We start from the raw sequence: 18,438 nt of genomic DNA on the forward strand, positions 1-18,438 counted from the left end.
TAAGAGTAGTATGTTAACTCGCATGGAAGGAGGAAAAAGTTGGAGATAAAAATAACGTTCCCTGGCGGGAAGAAAGTCAATGCGGAAATGGGTGGGATTGTCATTCCAACAGACCAACCGGTAGAAGATGGTGGAGAAGGCACTGCTCCAAGTCCCTTTAACTATTTTTTGGCATCGCTCGGCACCTGCGCGGGGATTTATGTCCTCAGTTTCTGTCAGCAGCGTGGGATAGACACAGAGGGTATGCTGCTGACACAAAATATGGAGTTTAGCGCCGATGAAGCGGGGAAAAACAGGCTCTCAAGGTTGACATTGGATATCTTGCTTCCACCCGATTTCCCCGAAAAATATCATAACGCTATAATAAAGACAGCGGAACTCTGCACGGTCAAAAAGGTTATTGCAGATCCGCCTGAATTTGTAATAACCGCCAAGAGGCCATAGACTGCAATCGGGATTGAAGCTTGTCCAGTGTCGTTCGGGTACTGAAAAGTGCTGCCCTGTTCAGAATTTAACCGTCTTGTATTGATTTAAAGAATCTGGTACGTTGGCACTATGAGTATGTTTGCAAAACACAGCCGTTGCATACGCTTCATAACCTTCATGATCCCACTGTTTCTGGTTTTTGTGGGGATGAGGGTGCCCGACTTTTCGCGTCCGCATAAGCCCAAGCCGATGCGGCGTGCGGTTCTGGAAAATACTTCTGCCCGCACAATTGTACAGTCTGTCGTAAAGATCGATGTAGACCCCGTTATAACAAATCTGCCGACCCTCGTTTTTCTTCCCACTGAAGATTTTTCCCCTGCAGTACATCCCGTTTATTTGCCCGTACCTCTGTTGTCGCTGAGCCCTTTACCGCCACGAGCTCCCCCGGTATTACCCCCTCTCGCATAAGTTTTAACTTCTAATCCAGACCGTTACCTGACTCTGAATAAGGTGCATCCGTGCGCCTGTATTCTGTATTCTACAATTCCATATTTAAAGGAGTAATTCCCATGCTAATGCGCAAATCGTTGTATGTTGCTGCCCTGTTTTCAATTGCCATGTCCATGACTGCCGGTTGTGCAACTCAGGACGTTGTAAAAAAAGACGAAGGTATCGTTTCTTCATCAGTTGCCAAACAGGCTGATCAATCAAAGCCCACCGTAACATCACCCAAACAGGCCGCTACAGCTCCTGCTTCTCAGGTTGCCACCACGAACAACACCATTGCTCCTGGCCAGCAGGAACAGAAATCTTCATCTACCTCACAACTTCAGACCGCTCTGGAAAAGATTTATTTCGATTTTGATTCAGCCAACCTGTCTGAGTCCGCACGTAACACATTGATAAAAAATGCCTCAGTTCTGATGAAAGAATCCTCGGTTAAAATCCGTATCGAAGGTAACTGCGATGAACGCGGATCTGCAGAGTACAATCTGGCGCTTGGCGAGCGCCGCGCCAAATCTGCCCAGCAGTACCTGCTAACTCTTGGCATCAAGCCTGCCAGGCTTTCAACAATCAGCTACGGTAAAGAAAAACCTGCTGTTCTGGGAAGTGATGAGGCCGCCATGGCAAAAAACCGGCGCGATGAATTCGTTGTTATAACGAAGTAAGTCGAAACAGCGATGGGCCGGTGATACCTGCCGGCCCTGGTTCTGACCTCCTGAGATATCGAGGCTTTTATTGCTATAAAGTTTATAGGCAAAAATTATGAATAATTTTTTGTTAACGATTATCCTGTTAATTGCATTTACCAGTTCTGGAATGGCAACGGATAAACCTGTTACTTCCCATCAACGTCAGAGGGTAGAATTAGGCAAAGGTGTGGGGAAATATAACTTCTCCGTCTATGCCAGCAGGTCTATGAATTCAGATCTGAGTCGAATCAAGCATGTAGTTGTTATCCAGCACGGCTTACAGCGAAACGGCCTGGATTATTTCAAGGCCGTAATGAAGCAGATGATGGCTAGCGGCATAAACACGGATAAGACTCTGCTGATTGCACCAGACTTCTTTGCTACTCCGGACATCGGGGTTGAAGATCTTCAATATTTTCCCTTCTGGAGGATTATGGGCTGGCCGAGTGGTGATGTTTCAATTAACACTCCGCATCTAAGTTCGTATCAGGTATACGACGACATGTTGTCTCTTGTGACTGATAAGAGCCGTTTCCCTTCCCTGGTAAGTATCGTACTAGCGGGGCATTCGGATGGCGGGGCATTTGTTCAGCGTTATGCGGCCTTAAATAAAATCCACAAAAAAATTCAATCTGCAGGTGTAGATCTGCACTACGTTGTTGCAAACTCCCCGTCTTATCTATACTTCACCCACGAAAGACCAAGTGGACACGGTTTTACTTCCTACGATGCCGGGGCCTGTCCCACCTACAATGATTACCGTTATGGAACGGATAAATGCATACCTTATGCGGGAAACCGCTCAGGGCAACAGCTATTTATGCGTTATGCAAATCGCGATGTCACCTATCTGCTGGGGACTGAAGATAAAGATTCGAATCACAGGCTGCTGGACAAATCTTGCGGTGCCGAGGCCCAAGGTGGAAATCGTCTGAAACGTGGCTTGGCATATATACGTTATGAACATCACCTGGCCGACAATCAGACCAAGCTCAAGCACCATGCCTATGAAGTTATTGGAGTAGGGCACAGTTATGAAGAAATGTTTGCTTCGAAGTGCGCATCAACCTTGATTTTCGGAGTACCTGAAGAAAAGAATCAATCTGGAGCCGCCTGTAGGGAAATCAGCTATTGATACGTAGGAATAAGGTGCGTTAACGGAGGTTTTATGAAGCTTTGCTTTGAAATTATTATGATATTTACACTGATTGCTGTGAGTGAAAATAGTTTTGCCCGCTGCAACTGTGATGACTGGATGAATAGGGGAGGATATTGCGTTGATTATGTCAAATCCAAAGTCCCTTCTTTCCCTATACCGAAAACCGATGCTGAAATTACAGCCCTCAAAAACAAGGAGACTGCAAAAGTCGAGGAAGGAGATGTCGCTATATTCGACCTCGGAAATTACTGGCATGTCGCCTATGTTGAAAAAGTGCACCTGGATAGCCAGGGCACAGCAACTACAATTGATGTAAGTGAGATGAATTTAGGAGGGCAAATATCCTATGATGAGTATAAAAAACGCTGGCATACAAAAAATGAGGGTGAGTGGAAGAGAGCTCTCTGTTGTGGTGTCACGAAGAAATATTATCAAAGGAGTTTACGAAAAAATATAGCGCTTACTTCCGTTGAGCAAATCTGGTCTCCTGAATTGGCTGAATCGCAAGAAATTAGCGAATGGCGTAATGATGACAGTCTACTTGATAAATTCAGGGAAACCTTGAATCAGTTTATCCAGTTCACCGTGAGAGAACTATGAGCTATTGCCGATCAACGGTCTCCAGTATAGCTCTGCTGTTGGCGGTGATTCTGTTCTGTTGCGGATTTGGCTGGGGTCTGGGAAAATCTGACCCCTGTGTAGAAACGCGTACAACCCTCGACACACTTTCAGCAACGTCAGACCCCATCAAACGATCAAAACTGGAAGAAACCATTCTCAAGGCGTGTCCGGATGGTTCCGCCGGATTGTTCATAAAGGCCCGCCAGTCAGAGAAAACCGCAAAGCCAGATACCGCAATGGCTCTCTACCGTGAGGCGCTGGCCAAGGACACAACTATTGCCGAAGCCCATGGCAACCTGGGGCTGCTTCTAAGTGAACACGGATTTAAAGAAGAAGCCTCAGTTGAGCTGACCAAAGGACTCATGGGACGATCCGATCCCCGCTATCACCGCGCCCTTGCTCATATCATGGGCAATGGTTCTCTCCCCTCACTGGTTCTCTTTCACTATAGTGAAGCACTCAAAGCCTTTCCCGATGACGTAGAAATCCATACCGGTTGTGCGCAGGCATATATGCAGCTTGGGCAATTTGACAAGGCAGAAGAAGAGTTTGTCCGGCTAAGGAAACTTAAACCCACCGAAGTGAAGTTTCAGTTGGGATTGGCAGATGTCTATCGAAAGGCCGGTCGACTTGACCGGGCGATTGAAGAGCTGAATTCGTACATTCGCAACAATTCATCTGAAAAGGAAGGCCACCGTCTGCTGGCAGAAGTACTCATGGAGAAAGGTGAGCGTGAGGCTGCACGAAAGGAGTTTCTTCTGGCTGGAGTTGATGTCTCCATCAATCCCGATGATTTCGCCCGCAAGGGTGATGAGTTAATGAAAGTCAGGGAATTTGGTCAGGCGATCAGTGCCTATCAGACGGCACTTGATGGTCGTCCCACCTGGCAGTACGTACAGTATAAATTGGCAAAAGCCCAAATGTCGGCCGGTCGAGACGATGCCGCCTTGGCAACGCTCACAGCGCTTATCAAGGCCGGTTTCAAAGACGGTACTGCGTTCTATGACTTGGGTTTACTCCGTGAACGAGGTGGTCAGCTTGATGAAGCAATCTCGGCTTATCGTTTGTCCATAATTCACGAACCAGGAAACGTTAACGCTCATCGCAGGCTGGCGGAAATATTTACCTGGCGTGGCAGCTTCAAGGAAGCAGCAGACCAGTACCGGGAACTGATACATCTCAGGGAAGACAATCCCCTCTATCACCTGAATTTGGGGCGGGTATACGACCGGATGAAGGATCTAAAAAATGCCGTGACTGAATATGAAACAGCGGTCCGGCTGGACACGAACAATCTTGAAGGGCACCGCGAACTGGCAAGAATATTCCTGCGAGGTGCCCAAACCGCGAAGGCTGAACAGCATTACAAGGATGTTCTCAGGTTGTTCAGCGAGGATGATGCTGCACGCAATGCACTGATAACCCTGTATGTTAAGCAGAAGCGATACGATGATCTTACTACATTCGTAAAGGATTGGTTGGAAAGGGCTCCGGATGATCCCCAACGTCACTACCGCTTGGGAATAGTCTATGAGCTCAAGAAAGAATACGACCTGGCTGTCACTGAGTACAAAAAGGCGATCGAATTGCAACCGGGTAATGCCAAAATGCTTTTGGCTCTGGGGCGAACCTACATGAAAACCGGTAGAATCTCCGAATCGCGCGAGACCCTTGAAGCAGCCAGCAATGCAGACCCAACGTTAGCAGAACCACAACTGCTTCTCAGCAGCATAAGAAGTAATTCTAAGCTCCATAAAAAGAGCATTTCAAAAAAAGGTAGGCGTGTTGGAAAAAAGCAGGCGCCCAGCAAGAAAGCAACTAAAAAAAAGTGAGTTACGCATGAGGAATACTGCATCTGGCGCTTCCGGATATTATACGAAACCTACACTGAAGGGACGCTGCTGATATGCGCTTATGGATATTTGACTTCGACGGAACTACAGCTACGGATGGAATTAATTGCGCTACAACCCAATTGGATCCTGCATGCGACGCTCTATTGAGAAGACTGGCAGACGTTTCATCGGATCAAGTGGTTATTGTTTCGAGCAGGAATATTTACGATATAGCCGGGCTGATCAACATACCAGGTTGTATCATTGGCGGTTGTAACGGCATTGAATGGCAACTTCCGAGTGGCTACCGCATTGGAACATTCAGGGAGCGTGAGGACGACCTGATACGATGTCGTCTTAAAATCCTACCAGAGCTGAGTAAAATTGTTTCCGGGGCAGGCATTAAAATGGATGACAAGCTATGGTCGATTGCAGTTGATACCAAGCGATTAAAGTTTAATTCCTGGATTAATGTTGAAAGGAAAATATGTGCATGGTCAGTGAAACACGGGTTAACTGTAAACTGCGGGCTTGATCGGATTGATATTCAGTTGATCCCAGGATTTAATAAGTCCGTCGGAATCAGCTATCTTGCTCGGATGTTCGATATTGATCCAACAGTTGATTCCATCATATATGCGGGCGGAGATGAAAGCGATGCTGTAGCGTTGTGGTGGACGATGTTATTTGGCGGTACAGCCATAATGGTTGGTAACGACCTCAATGTGCCTGGTGCAAACTATGTAAAGGACTCCTCAGCCCTTATTGCTATGATTGATACTATAGTGAATAAGCCATGAAAATCCTATCTATGTTGATGGTTGTACATTTTATGTTTCTATAACATTCCTAAGCAACGCTGGATTATTGCTGCTTACACTACGAAGGTGATTCTATGTCACAGGAACCATCGAAGGCAATTGTCGAACTTGATCTTACAATCCATATTTTTACCGTCTCGGCGACTCTTGTCGGTGTCTGTTTGACCGTCATAGGGATAATGCGACACTTAGGTGGAGTGCGGGCGTCTCATTACGGGCAGGAATTAATCGCCGTCGACGCATTTCTGTTTCTCATCTGTTGTATTCTTTCTTATGCTGCCTTGAAAATGAGGAATCATCTCAAACGAAAAAACCTGTTGACGAATATCGCAGACTACCTGTTCATTGTTGCCCTGTCTTTAATGGCAGTCAACTGTGGACTTATTGTATATGAGATTATTTAAACAGATGTCATACTGCTGAACGGAGAAATTATTATGTCTCAGTGGCTTGTTTTTGCAATAATTGGATTATTTGGAGGTGCGGCGTCAGGTCTTTTCGGTGTCGGTGGAGGTATTGTCATTGTCCCGGCTCTAATCTACTGGGCCGGATTTTCACAACACAAAGCAACAGGAACCAGTCTGGCCGTATTGCTTCCACCTATCGGACTTGCAGCGACTCTTGAATTCTATCGGAACGGGAATGTGGATATCAGAGCTGCAATGATTATTGCAGCTACCATGTTCATTGGCGCCTGGGGAGGTTCATTCCTTGCAAATCAGATGAAAGGTCCCCATCTACGTCTCGTATTCGGGTTGTTTGTTTCCTGCGTGGGAGTCTACCTTGTCTACGGTGCATGTAAACGCCTCGGTTGGTTGTGAACGTCTTTGCATGATAGCTGCAGACGCGTTGTTGCACCTAAGTTGTCACTGAAAAGAGAAAAAATAAAAAAGCAGAGATTGTGCACCGGCGACGACTTAGGAGTCAGCTGGCGACCCATGCAGTGGCGGGTCCTGCTGCTGAAACTGATTTGTAACGGAGTAACACCATGGCCGCGAATATTGATGTATTACCCCATGATGCACACAATGAAACCCTGGTAACCAATGTTCATCCGTCAGACTGGGGCAATCCCGAGCCGGCACCGTGCTACAACCTGGTAGTGATCGGTGGCGGTACGGCCGGCTTGATATCGGCTGCCGGTGCAGCCGGACTGGGGGCAAAAGTGGCCCTGATCGAGCGGCATCTGCTGGGGGGCGACTGCCTGAATGTCGGCTGCGTACCATCCAAGGCGGTTATCCGGGCGTCCCGTGTGCTCCATGATGCGCGAACCTCCGCTGAATTTGGAATACAGGGTGGTGCAGGTCTTGGTTTTGACTTTGGCACTGCTATGGAACGGATGCGCCGCCTGCGGGCTGATATCAGTCATCATGACTCGGCCCGTCGCTTCCGCGACGAACTGGGGGTTGATGTATTTATTGGGCAGGGAAGTTTCAGCGGTCGCGGCACGGTTGAGGTGGCGGGCAAGGCCCTGCGCTTCAAGAAAGCCGCGGTCTGCACCGGCGCCCGTGCCGCCGTGCCCCCCATACCGGGGCTGGAAGAGGCCGGGTACCTTACCAACGAGACCATCTTCGCCATTACCGAACTTCCAGCGCGCATGGCGGTTATCGGTGCCGGCCCCATCGGTTGCGAGATGGCACAGTCATTTGCCCGTTTTGGCAGCCGCATCACCCTGATCGAAGCGGGAGCCCAGATACTTGGCCGCGAAGATGGCGATGCCGCCGGGATTCTCCATGGCGCGTTTGTTCGAGAGGGGATTGATCTGCAGCTGGGGGTGAAGATCATCGGAGTCACAACAAGCGGCAGCGACAAGATTCTCCAGCTGGAACGTGATGGCAGGCAACTGGATGTGACCGTGGACGCCATATTGGTAGGAGTTGGACGCGCGCCCAATCTGGATGGACTCGGTCTGGAGAAGGCCGGCATCACGTTTGACCGGACAGGTGTCCTGGTCAGTGACAAGCTGCAGACCTCAAATCCGAATGTTTATGCCGCCGGCGACATCTGCTTCCCCTTCAAGTTCACCCACACTGCCGATGCCCTGGCCCGCATCCTGATTGCCAACGCCCTCTTCATGGGAAGACAGAAGACATCGGCCCTCACCATTCCCTGGTGCACCTACACCGACCCGGAGATTGCCCATGTGGGGATGTACGAAGCTGATGCCAGGGAAAAAGGGATTGAATTCACTACACTCACGGTGCCGCTGTCCGACATCGACCGGGCTGTGCTTGACGGTGAAGCCGCAGGTTTTGCCCGTGTTCATCTGCGCAAGGGAACGGACAGGATACTTGGTGCCACCATTGTCGCCCGCCATGCCGGCGAGATGATCAACGAGTTTTCGCTGGCCATCACCAATGATCTCGGAATCGCGGCCATCGGCAAGACCATTCACCCCTATCCGACCCAGGCCGAGGTTATCAAACGTCTGGCTGACGCCTATAACCGGACGCGGCTGACGCCTTTTGTGAAGAATCTGCTTTCCGGCTGGCTGAAATGGCAGAGGGGATAGTTCTATGAATATCAAAATGATCGCACTGGCTCAGGTCAGAATTTATATTTCAACAGCATCCGGGAAACTACTATAAAAGGAGTTATCACGTAACATGGTGCCATCATTCAAAGACCGCCTTCAGTCGGTAAATCCGGAATACGAGACCTTTGAAAGCCTGCATACCCTGCAGGTAAATCTGGGCAACCTTTGCAACCTGCATTGCACACACTGCCATGTCAACGCCTCCCGTCGTGGCACGGAAGCCATGGGGCAGGACGTTATGGAGCAGATCGCCGGTTTTCTCATGCGTCATCCCGGTCTTACTCTGGACATAACCGGTGGTTGTCCTGAGATGAATCCGAACTTCCGGTTTTTGATTGAACAGACAGCGGGATTGGCTCCACACCGGATGCTGCGCAGCAATCTTGCAATCATGGCCGAGCAGGGGTGGGAGTGGCTGCCGGAGTTTTGTCGAAGACATGAACTGACCATCATCGGTTCGCTCCCCTGTTACCTGGAGGAGAATGTTGACGGGCAGCGTGGCAGCGGTGTGTATCAGAAGTGCATTCAGGTGCTGAAGCGTCTGAACTCCCTCGGCTATGGAACAGAGGTGGAGCTCAATCTGGTCTACAATCCGGGGGGTGATTTTGTTCCCGGCAGTCAGCAGGGGTTGGAAGCAGCGTACAAGACCGAACTGTTCGTCAACCACGGTATCATCTTCAACCATCTTTTCACCATCACGAACGCTCCGATTGGGCGTTTCCGTGAGCATCTCGAAGCCGCCGGCACGTACCCTGATTACCTGCGCATGCTGGCAGGTCGCTTCAATCCCGAGGCCGCCGGCAATATCATGTGTCGCACACTGATCAGTGTCGATTGGGAGGGAAAGATTTACAACTGCGATTTCAATCAGGCCCTGGGGATGCCGATTACGGCGGATGACGGCTCTGAGATAACAATTTCAGAACTGGATGATGCGGGGATGAACGGGAAACAAATCGACCTTGCCCAGCACTGTTATTGCTGTACCGCTGGCGAGGGTTCCAGCTGTACCGGGGCTTTGGTGCAGTAGCTCACGGTAACAGTATGACATAACGGTCACTCCGGGGATCTTGATGGTGGAGTTGCCCCGTGTCATGCTACCGATATTACCGGCAGTCATTTGACAACAACGGCCGGAACCTCCCCAGGTTTCGGCCGTTGTTGTTCTAAATATTCAATCATTGAAGGCAGATCATGTTCTTACTTCATTGTCCGGATGGTTATGCTTCTGCAGTTCGTTCACACTCGAATACATTCTCGATCGGCATCCCGATCAGATCAGATATATCCGTATCCAGGCTTGAGTTGCGATAGATATAATACGCCTGGAACTGAATCAGAACTGTTACCACCGCTAATGCATATAAAAAACTAAAATAGTTGAACATACTTTCCCCCTTCCATTCCCGTGTAAGAAATTATTACCTGCCTTACTACAAAATTACGTACATTACTTTTGATTGCTGACGCCGGTAAAACAATACTCAAACCCCATTCTCTGCATATCCTTCCGCAGGCTGTTGGGCAGATTGATCAGTTCGGGTTCCACCCCTCTGGTTCTTGCGCTCTGGGTCCATACGTATAGAATTTGCAGCCCCCTGATGTCAGCTTTACCTATCTTTGCGCAATCAATGCGAATTTTCTTATACCCTCCGGATACGATCTTCTGTAGTGAGACAGCTAAGAAGTTGATAATATTATAAACAACCCCGGATTGTGTCAGGTCGCCCTTTAAATGTGCTACCGTTCGATCCATATAAACTTTCATGTCAGACCCCTGAGCTCAATTGAAACCGCAATTACTTTATTACTTCACAATTTGCTGCATATCCAGGGTGACGGTCGGCATCGGATAATGTAAGGTTCCAACCCGCTAGACTGAATCAGCTTGATACAAATTGAAGCTCTTTGAAATGTTGTGCATCAAATAAACGACTTGTTGCAGATGATCAGTACGCAGTAGTGAGAGCAATATGCCTGCCAAAAGCTGAGCAAGTATTGTATGGCAGCACAAACCCTGTAATTGCAGCAAGATAGGCTGGTACGATAGTCGTCAGGCAGTTTACGGCACCACGTTTGACCTCAATAACTGGTGGAAATCCGCAAGGCACTGGCGTGGGCCTCAATTTACTGTGGGTTATTGTAAAGGGTAGGGGACATCAGGGGAATTCAACCTGCATGCAGCCGTCATCTGACTCTCAACCCCTTATTCCGGAGGAGCGACAGCAGTTCGGTACGTTTGTCCATGATCTGAGGAAGAAGGATACGCTTCTGACCGTAATATGGTATGATGAGGTATCGCAGGAGAACAGATAAAACAAGAAGAAGGTGGTAATAATGTTGGTTTTTTCGTTGATATTACTGGCGCTGATTTTGGTAGCGTATACTATCCAGTTTTATGAATATAATCATACGCATCACTAAGAGAGCTGGGGGTGAAGGGCCTAAAATTTAAACTTGATAATTATAAACTGTTATTATATATCTCTAAGCATGACCACTGACACACATCAACTGATTAAAGATTACACCACCGGCATTGCCGCCCAGGTGGGTATACCGTTGACTGCTATAAATTTGGTCGAAGGCAATAAGGTTGGCTGTCTTGACATACACCTCATGAATCTTTCATCTCAGGGCCATCTCGTCAGTGTGCTGGTCTATCAGGCTGACATAGATCATCTTCAGGCCGGGAAGAGTTGCGATCGGCTTGAGATGAAGATTCAGACAGCCTTATCACGCTTGAACAGCATGAAATTAGTAAGCTCATCATAACATCCCTCGCTCTCAGCGTCCCTGCCCATCCACCTGTGTTTATCAGCTTCAACTTCATTATCTATCGATTTGACAGTGACGAACGCAGTATTTGCGCCAGTTCATTGATCCTGTATGGCTTCGCAATTGCTCCGGTAAATCCATAGGTACTGTAGTCAGACATTATCGGATCATTTGAGTAGCCGCTCGAAACGATCAGGCACACGGCCGGATCAATCGCAAGAAGCTTTTCAGCCGCTTCCTTGCCGCCCATACCTCCTGGAATCGTCAGGTCCATGATCACTGCGGAGAACGGCGTTCCTGATTCCCGGGCTTTTTTGTAGAGGCAGATGGCTTCTGATCCGTCGACACAGGTTGTCACCTGATACCCGATTTCTTCCAGCATTCCTACCGCCAGTTCCCGGATCATCTCCTCGTCGTCCATGACAAGAATTGAATCGCTGCTATGGTCTCCGTTAATCTGTGTATCTGATTCGGTCTGAAATTCTGAAATGGTCTCACCGATTGACGGCAGAAGGATTGTGAAGACCGTTCCCTTGTCTACAATAGAACTGACGCTGATATGTCCGCCATGCTTGATGATTATTGAGTGGCTTGAGGCAAGTCCCAACCCGTTTCCACTGACCTTGGTGGTGAAGTAGGGGTCAAAGATTTTACACAGATCAGCTTCCGATATACCGCAGCCTTCATCGCTAAAGGTCAGACAGGTATAGGTGCCGGGAGAAAGTGACAAAACATTATTGCCTCCAAGCGTCTCGTTTCTGGCTAAAACGGTTAAGACGCCTCCGCCGGGCATCGCTTGCGTAGCGTTGATGATAATGTTGTGGAATACCTGGCTGATCTGACCTTCATCCGCTTGTATGGCATGAATTGAATCGGGGATGTTGACGATACCCTTGACATTGGAACCGTGCAGCACCAGTGACACTGATTCGTGTACGAGCTGCTGGAGTGAAACAACCTTCTTTACGGGTTCACCTCCACGGGCAAAGGTCAGGAGTTGGCGAGCCAGTTCCGTGGCCCGTACCGATGCCTTTTCGGCTCCCAACAGCGCATTGTATGATTTGTGCGAATCATCAATGGACATCTTCGCCAGGGATATGTTCCCAATGATCCCCGTAAGAATATTGTTGAAATCGTGAGCAATACCGCCGGCAAGCACGCCCAGCGATTCCAGCTTCTGAATTTTCAGTTCTTCTTTTTCGTGCTCCTTGCGGCCGGAAATATCCAGGGCAATTCCGGTTGTACCGGCTATCATACCCTGAACATCAAAGAGCGGAGTCTTGTAGGTGAGGTGCCATTTTATCCCGTCCTGCGTAGCGATCAGTTCTTCCACCTGCTTCTTTTTGCCTGTGCTGCACACCTCACGGTCATCAGCGATATACATCCTGGCCATTTCCATGGGGAATAACTCAAGATCACTCCTGCCAATACAATCCTCCACCGTATGACCACAGACTTTGGCAAACTGTTCGTTTACCATTTCGAGGCGACTTTCCGAGTCCTTGAGCCAGGCCATCATGGGCAGATTGTTCAATATGGCGTGCTGTTGCAGCAATAATCTTGCATTGGCTGATTCCGTCTGCTTGTGTTCTTCAATCTCTCTGGTCAGCTTTTCATTTGTCTCGGATAACTGACGAGTCCGTTCTGCAATCTGCTCTTCCAGGAGCTGATTGCGTTCGACCAACTCCTGCAGAGGGTAGACCTCCCCCTCACGAACCAGGTAATAAGGAATGGAGATACTGCTGTGTGAGATTTTCCAGCCTGTGGATTCCTTGCGGAATATCAGTACAAGGCGGGCGGTCTCTCGTGACAGGATGTGGTCTTCAATGGGCAGATGAATGACGAAGAAGCCGGTAGTTACAGCGATCGTGTCAGACAGAGACTGGATTGCCAGATCCTTGAGCTCGATACGGATCGGATCCTTGACCTGAGTAAAATCCTGGCGGGTAATCGCGACCCATTCCTCCCGATTCTTGACGAGAAAATCCCCGCCTCCGGTAAATCCGGAAAAATCATCACTGAAATACGTGGTAAGGCGATCATCGCGGGACGAGTACATCTGCAGGTATTCGTCAAACTGCTGCCTGATTTCCTGGTAGTCGCTTGCAACCATTGGGCGAACCTCTTGTCTTAGATGCGGATGAGTTGTGCAGGTTGATAGGAGGATATCACGTGAAAACGCTAAATGGCGATTTTTTATTGGGCAGTCAATCCTGTTTTTGCACTATCCGGCCACACAGTTACCATTAGCAATTACATACCGACGTTGCCTGGAGACATCGTTCAGGCCATGGCGTCCCAAAGCAAGTGCACTGCGAAGTGGACGAACTGAAACGCGGATAAACGCACTCAGGGGTAATTACCTGTTATAAGGTCGCCTCGTGCAGGATGCAGAAAATGTTGTATCGATAAAACCACATAAATTTATGTAGTATTTTTATGGAGTTGTATATTGTATTTAAATGGTAGGAAATGTTTGGATCCGTTCTTATTTTTGTTGAGCCCCGGTATGATTTATGCTTTAATGTAAGCTATCGTCAGCAGAAAATGTATGCTGTCGCAACATCGTATTTAGTTTTGCACGAAGGTAATTGCTCTAGGATAGATTGAATGAAACCAGGTCAGCTTCAGACATACATCATTTCATTACTGCTGGTATTCGCTGTTTGCGGAACCGGAGTAGCCAATGTTTGGGACTTTTCCGATTATCAAGGTAATCACGTTCTCCATATCGATCATGCCGATCCCCATGGCAGTGATATGGATGATGTCAAGCATAATATCTCAATTCTCCCCGCAATAACATTAGGTCCCTTTCAACTTCCTCTGCCATCACCTGTATGCGGTTTTCTCGTCCCCTCTGCCGTTAAACTCATTCATCCCCAGTTACTTATTGTCCAGTCATTCCCTTCACGCGCTTCACCCGTCTAAAATCCCCCACAGATCAACCCACTGAAATCAAACAAAACACACTGATGCGGCATATATTGCTGTTCGTCATGTATTTGTTTATCTAGAGATTTCTGCTGAGTACTACTGAAGGAGATTTATGACAGTCTATAACAATTTCAAAGATCAGCCAGTATATGAGGAATTGTCTCTATTAAAGATGCTTGAGGCTTTAAGCGACGAAGTGCGGCTAGAGATTGTTCTCAAGCTAGCGGTACATGGAGAAGTATCCCGTAAGTCTTTTGGGTTCACCATGCATAAATCATCACTATCTCACCACGTTAAAGTGTTGAAAGAAGCCAGGATGATTACTTCACGTCGGGTAGGTAAAGATTGGGTTTATAGCCTCCGCACTGAAGACGTGGAGGCACAATTCCCAGGGGTGCTGAAGGCAGTGGTTGTATCATCTCTACGCGATAAGACTTATGTCGTATGACAGTCGCTATTTCACTTGGCTACGGCCATACCGCTATTAGAAAAGCAGGCTATTAAGGTTTATTTTCCTAAATCTCGATTAACAATATTTACATGAGGAATTACATATGAAGATATGTCAGAGCGCAGGATACCTTCAAAAAGGTGCAGTAATTTTGTTGTTATGTTTAGTTTCCTCGCTAGTCGTTTCAACCTCCGTACATGCACTTACAGGTAACCACATTGATCAGTGCTATGACTGTCACGGCAATTCCGGCGATATACGTCCGATTGATGACGCCTACCGGAATATATCCACCGGCGGCTTTGTCGGTAACCATCGCACCCATATCCAGGCTGCGACAACTGATGCAAATACCTGTTCAAAGTGCCATGGCGCCTCACCAACAGTCACGGGGCACCGTGACGGGAAAATCAGCTTTCCCGCCAATATTAACACATCCCGTGTCAACGGTCAGTACAACGGAGGTGTGACGTTTGTCAACCAGACCTCACTTCCTGTTCGCTACTCCTGTTCAAATATAAACTGCCACTTTGAAACCGTTACACCTCAATGGGGCCAGCCGTCTGCCTCCATCTGGTCGACCAGCAAAACAGCCAATGACAATAATGTCAACTGTGCCAACTGCCATCTGGCTACGGGCCTGGCAACCGGCAATCATACCCGACACATTACTGCAGACGGCGGTACCCAGACCGCTTGTGCCAAATGCCATCCGGACTACAATACACTCGCCTCAAGCGCTGCATTTTCACATGCCACCACCGGCAAAGGCCCCATAACCGTGACGTTTGCAGCCGCACCCAACCTGAGCGGCCTTTATACCGGCGGACGCACCGGCAATAATTTTCTGCCAGGCGCCGGAGTGGCCGCAGCAGGCACGTGCAGCGGTATCTATTGCCACAGCTCCGGTAACACCAACAACGCCGGATCCGCTGTAGCCCCCAGTACCTACAAATCGCCTGCCTGGAATGGAACTCCGGTCGGCTGCTCAGCCTGTCATGGTGATGGACTGGCCGGTGGAAAGGCGCATCCGGTGTATGCATCAGGTCCAGCGGCTTCTGCTACGGCCAACAGTCATGTCAAGCACGTTGAGAGCAGCCTCTTCAGCTGCGACTACTGCCATAACACTACCACTACCAACACGACCATTCCGCCGACGACCGTGGTAAACGGCGGTGCTCATCTCAACAAAAGTGACGATGTGGCCTTCAAAACCAACGGCGGTAAAACCGGAACCTACGCAGCAGCTGCCAAGACCTGTTCCAATACCTACTGTCACGGCGCCGCAGCCAGCCCAGCCTGGGGAGCCGCCACCACCTGCACAAGCTGTCACGATGCCACCAACGCAGGCCTTGCGTTGGCTCATGCCAAACACTACAACAGCGCCACGGCCCCGACCGTACTAGTCGGCGGTGTCGACACGCATACAGCAACAACCTACGTCTACTCCTGCCTGGCCTGTCACCCCAGCAACCAGCACTCGACCGGCCCGGCATCAGCAGTAGCCCCGCTGCAGGATGCCGCTGTGACCGGTACAAAGATAACCGCCTATGTCAAGGGCACAGCAGCTGCCGTTGATGGCAAAGGCTTTAACTACACCACCAACGGAACCTGTACGACCGTCTGCCACACCAGAGATGGTGTGACTCCCGGTTCGGCCGTCGCAGCACAGAATTGGGGCACGACCGCTACCGGCACCTGCGGCGTATGCCACAGCAAGGCCGGTGATGCCGCTCCGACCTGGTCGACACCGCATACCAAACATATCAATACCTATGCCGCCAATACGAACATCACCTGCAGCAGCTGCCACAACGGCACGGCCGCCAGCAACACCGCTTTGCAGGTAACAATACAGGCCAGGACCCAGCACCCCAACGCCAATAAAGACCTGGCCATGGATATCTTTGCCGGTGGAACGATATCCGGCGCCCAAGGTGCTCAGCAATGTACCAATACCTACTGCCACAGTCAGGGAACCTCCGTCACGGCCCCGACCCACGCAGCACTTTCATGGAGTGGTGTTACGGTCTGCAATTCCTGTCACACCGGCGGGGCAGCCGGTTCAACCCAGGGGCCAACCTACGCATCCGGCACCCCTAAGGCAAACAGCCACCCCAAACATGCCTATACCTGCGACTTCTGCCATAGTGCGGTTGTCAATGCGGCCGGTACAATCACCACTCCCGCCTTGCATGTCAGCAAGGTCTACAATATTGCCCAAGGGGGCACCGCCACATTCACCGTTGCAGTTAACGGCACCCCCACAGCACCGACCCAGTGCAGCACCATCAGCTGCCATGGCGGCAACAGCGCCACCTGGGGAACCACCCTCAATTGCCAGGACTGCCACGGTAACGGCGCCACCGCATCGGTTGCCGATTTCGGCGCCACCTTCTGGAACAATGGAACGGTCTCCAAGTTCCAGATGACCGGCACCGGTTCCTGGGCCGGCAATGGCCATGGACTTGCGACCGGCACCTACGGCGGTTCCGGCAACCCGGCCGCAAACTTTGCTGTTCAGGCTAAACAGTGCGAGTACTGCCACGATTCAGCCGTCGGACACAACATTTCTACGAATGCCTTCCGGCTTCTGAACTACTCGACCGCATCCTACGGCCGCAATGCACCGTGTCTCGTGTGCCACTCGGCAACCGGTGCCGGTGTTACGGTGAATGCAACCCTGAAGAAACGGACAACCTCCAAGGCGATTGAAGCCGACCACTATGGTACGAAACATACCGGTGCGCTCAATGGCGGCCAGTTCTGCTGGGACTGCCATGATCCCCACGGCACAGGCAACACCAACCAGTACATGGTCCGTTCCAAGCCGGCACAGGTCTCAAACCGGTCAACTGGTGAACCGACCACCCAGACTGCGACCGCAGTCGTCTTCACGCTCTCGGCAACCCCGACCGGTACCGACTACGCCAAGAGCGCAGCACCGTTCAACGGCATCTGCAATGTCTGTCATACCACCACCAGCCACTACACGCAGACAACCGGTGATGCACACAACTCCACGACCCGCTGCACCAGCTGTCACGGTCATGCCGGCTCGACCCACGGTTCGGACGCCTTCAAGCCGTCCGGCGGCCATACCATTCCCTATGACACCCATAAGGCCGATGTCGTAGCAGCTGGCGGGAACAGCTCCTGCCTCGGCTGTCACGCCATGGGAACCGCAACCAGCCCCTATCCGGCGGCAACGGTCGGCAATCCTCCCGACTGCATGAGCTGTCATGTAAAAGCTGCACCGGTACATACCGGAACGGGAGTTGGAGCCAACTGCAGTTCCTGCCATGGTCTGAGTACGGCCACAACAACAAAAATCGGACGCCCGGTCGGCACTGCCTATCCAGACAGACTCGGGTATCATGGTGGAGCACAAGATGCTAATCACGGCACCGCTGCCTGTACCGTGTGTCACAACGGCGCCGGTACGACCAGCGGCAACAATTCCGGTATAAATCATGGTAAAGGCTCAACAGCCGGCCCGGTCAGAAACGGCAAACCGAATGTCGTCGGCCCCATGGTAACCGGCATCACTCCCACCAACAGTGCCAAAGGTGTGGGTACACCTGCCAATGGCACCACCTGTAACCATGGCACCATCAGCAGTGGCTGCTCGGGTGGTGGTACTCAATCCAATGCATGGTAGCGCTGAAACAAATGTGACCA

Annotated in this window: 15 protein-coding genes; 11 read left to right on the forward strand and 4 right to left on the reverse strand. The window is 50.1% G+C overall.

Translation table 11 applies throughout. The annotated features are described in order from the left end of the window. Nucleotides 1-39: 39 nt before the first annotated feature. The 9 genes from ACOCF6_RS21990 (at nt 40) to arsS (ending at nt 9,621) form a co-directional block, all read left to right on the forward strand. The gene (locus tag ACOCF6_RS21990; protein WP_482462469.1) at nt 40-444 is read left to right on the forward strand and encodes an OsmC family protein; all 405 of its coding nucleotides are present in this window, start codon (nt 40-42) and stop codon (nt 442-444) included. Between the two features lie 551 nt (nt 445-995). Beyond that, nucleotides 996-1,595, forward strand: a complete 600-nt coding sequence (gene pal / locus ACOCF6_RS21995) for a peptidoglycan-associated lipoprotein Pal (RefSeq protein ID WP_482462470.1) — start codon at nt 996-998, stop codon at nt 1,593-1,595. Nucleotides 1,596-1,692: 97 nt separating this feature from the next. Then, nucleotides 1,693-2,754, forward strand: coding sequence for an alpha/beta fold hydrolase (locus tag ACOCF6_RS22000; RefSeq protein ID WP_482462471.1), 1,062 nt, complete (start codon nt 1,693-1,695; stop codon nt 2,752-2,754). A 33-nt stretch (nt 2,755-2,787) separates the two neighbouring features. Further along, complete coding sequence (locus ACOCF6_RS22005) at nt 2,788-3,378, forward strand: CHAP domain-containing protein (protein ID WP_482462472.1); 591 nt, start codon at nt 2,788-2,790, stop codon at nt 3,376-3,378. Continuing rightward, a complete protein-coding gene (locus tag ACOCF6_RS22010; RefSeq protein WP_482462473.1) occupies nt 3,375-5,231 on the forward strand; it encodes a tetratricopeptide repeat protein in 1,857 nt (618 codons plus the stop codon). The genes ACOCF6_RS22005 and ACOCF6_RS22010 overlap by 4 nt, the downstream gene beginning before the upstream one ends. Before the next feature lie 74 nt (nt 5,232-5,305). Continuing rightward, entirely contained in the window at nt 5,306-6,034 is a 729-nt protein-coding gene (locus tag ACOCF6_RS22015) for a trehalose-phosphatase (RefSeq protein ID WP_482462474.1), read from the forward strand. Nucleotides 6,035-6,492: 458 nt separating this feature from the next. After that, nucleotides 6,493-6,876 carry a sulfite exporter TauE/SafE family protein gene (locus ACOCF6_RS22020; protein ID WP_482462475.1) on the forward strand — a complete coding sequence of 128 codons (384 nt, stop codon included), beginning with the start codon at nt 6,493-6,495 and terminating at the stop codon, nt 6,874-6,876. 167 nt (nt 6,877-7,043) lie between these two features. Then, a complete protein-coding gene (locus tag ACOCF6_RS22025; protein WP_482462476.1) occupies nt 7,044-8,567 on the forward strand; it encodes a mercuric reductase in 1,524 nt (507 codons plus the stop codon). 94 nt (nt 8,568-8,661) lie between these two features. Further along, on the forward strand, nt 8,662-9,621 hold the full coding sequence (gene arsS, locus ACOCF6_RS22030; protein WP_482462477.1) for an arsenosugar biosynthesis radical SAM (seleno)protein ArsS: 960 nt from the start codon (nt 8,662-8,664) through the stop codon (nt 9,619-9,621). A gap of 190 nt (nt 9,622-9,811) precedes the next feature. Here the strand turns inward: arsS and ACOCF6_RS22035 are convergent, their stop codons facing one another. The 4 genes from ACOCF6_RS22035 to ACOCF6_RS22050 form a co-directional block, all read right to left on the reverse strand. Then, the gene (locus tag ACOCF6_RS22035; protein WP_482462478.1) at nt 9,812-9,979 is read right to left on the reverse strand and encodes a hypothetical protein; all 168 of its coding nucleotides are present in this window, start codon (nt 9,977-9,979) and stop codon (nt 9,812-9,814) included. 62 nt (nt 9,980-10,041) lie between these two features. Continuing rightward, nucleotides 10,042-10,359, reverse strand: a complete 318-nt coding sequence (locus ACOCF6_RS22040) for an STAS domain-containing protein (protein WP_482462479.1) — start codon at nt 10,357-10,359, stop codon at nt 10,042-10,044. Between the two features lie 1,068 nt (nt 10,360-11,427). Beyond that, nucleotides 11,428-13,482: a nuclear transport factor 2 family protein gene (locus ACOCF6_RS22045; protein ID WP_482462480.1), complete on the reverse strand. Its 2,055-nt coding sequence runs from the start codon at nt 13,480-13,482 to the stop codon at nt 11,428-11,430. 533 nt (nt 13,483-14,015) lie between these two features. Continuing rightward, nucleotides 14,016-14,147 (reverse strand): hypothetical protein, encoded by a 132-nt coding sequence (locus tag ACOCF6_RS22050; protein ID WP_482462481.1) that lies wholly within the window; start codon nt 14,145-14,147, stop codon nt 14,016-14,018. 271 nt (nt 14,148-14,418) lie between these two features. Here ACOCF6_RS22050 and ACOCF6_RS22055 point away from each other — a divergent pair, with 271 nt between their 5' ends. Both ACOCF6_RS22055 and ACOCF6_RS22060 read left to right on the forward strand, forming a co-directional pair. Beyond that, complete coding sequence (locus ACOCF6_RS22055; protein WP_482462482.1) at nt 14,419-14,754, forward strand: ArsR/SmtB family transcription factor; 336 nt, start codon at nt 14,419-14,421, stop codon at nt 14,752-14,754. Between the two features lie 154 nt (nt 14,755-14,908). Further along, the gene (locus tag ACOCF6_RS22060; protein ID WP_482462483.1) at nt 14,909-18,418 is read left to right on the forward strand and encodes a CxxxxCH/CxxCH domain c-type cytochrome; all 3,510 of its coding nucleotides are present in this window, start codon (nt 14,909-14,911) and stop codon (nt 18,416-18,418) included. Nucleotides 18,419-18,438 lie beyond the last annotated feature (20 nt).

It is taken from the genome of Geobacter psychrophilus, assembly GCF_056821595.1.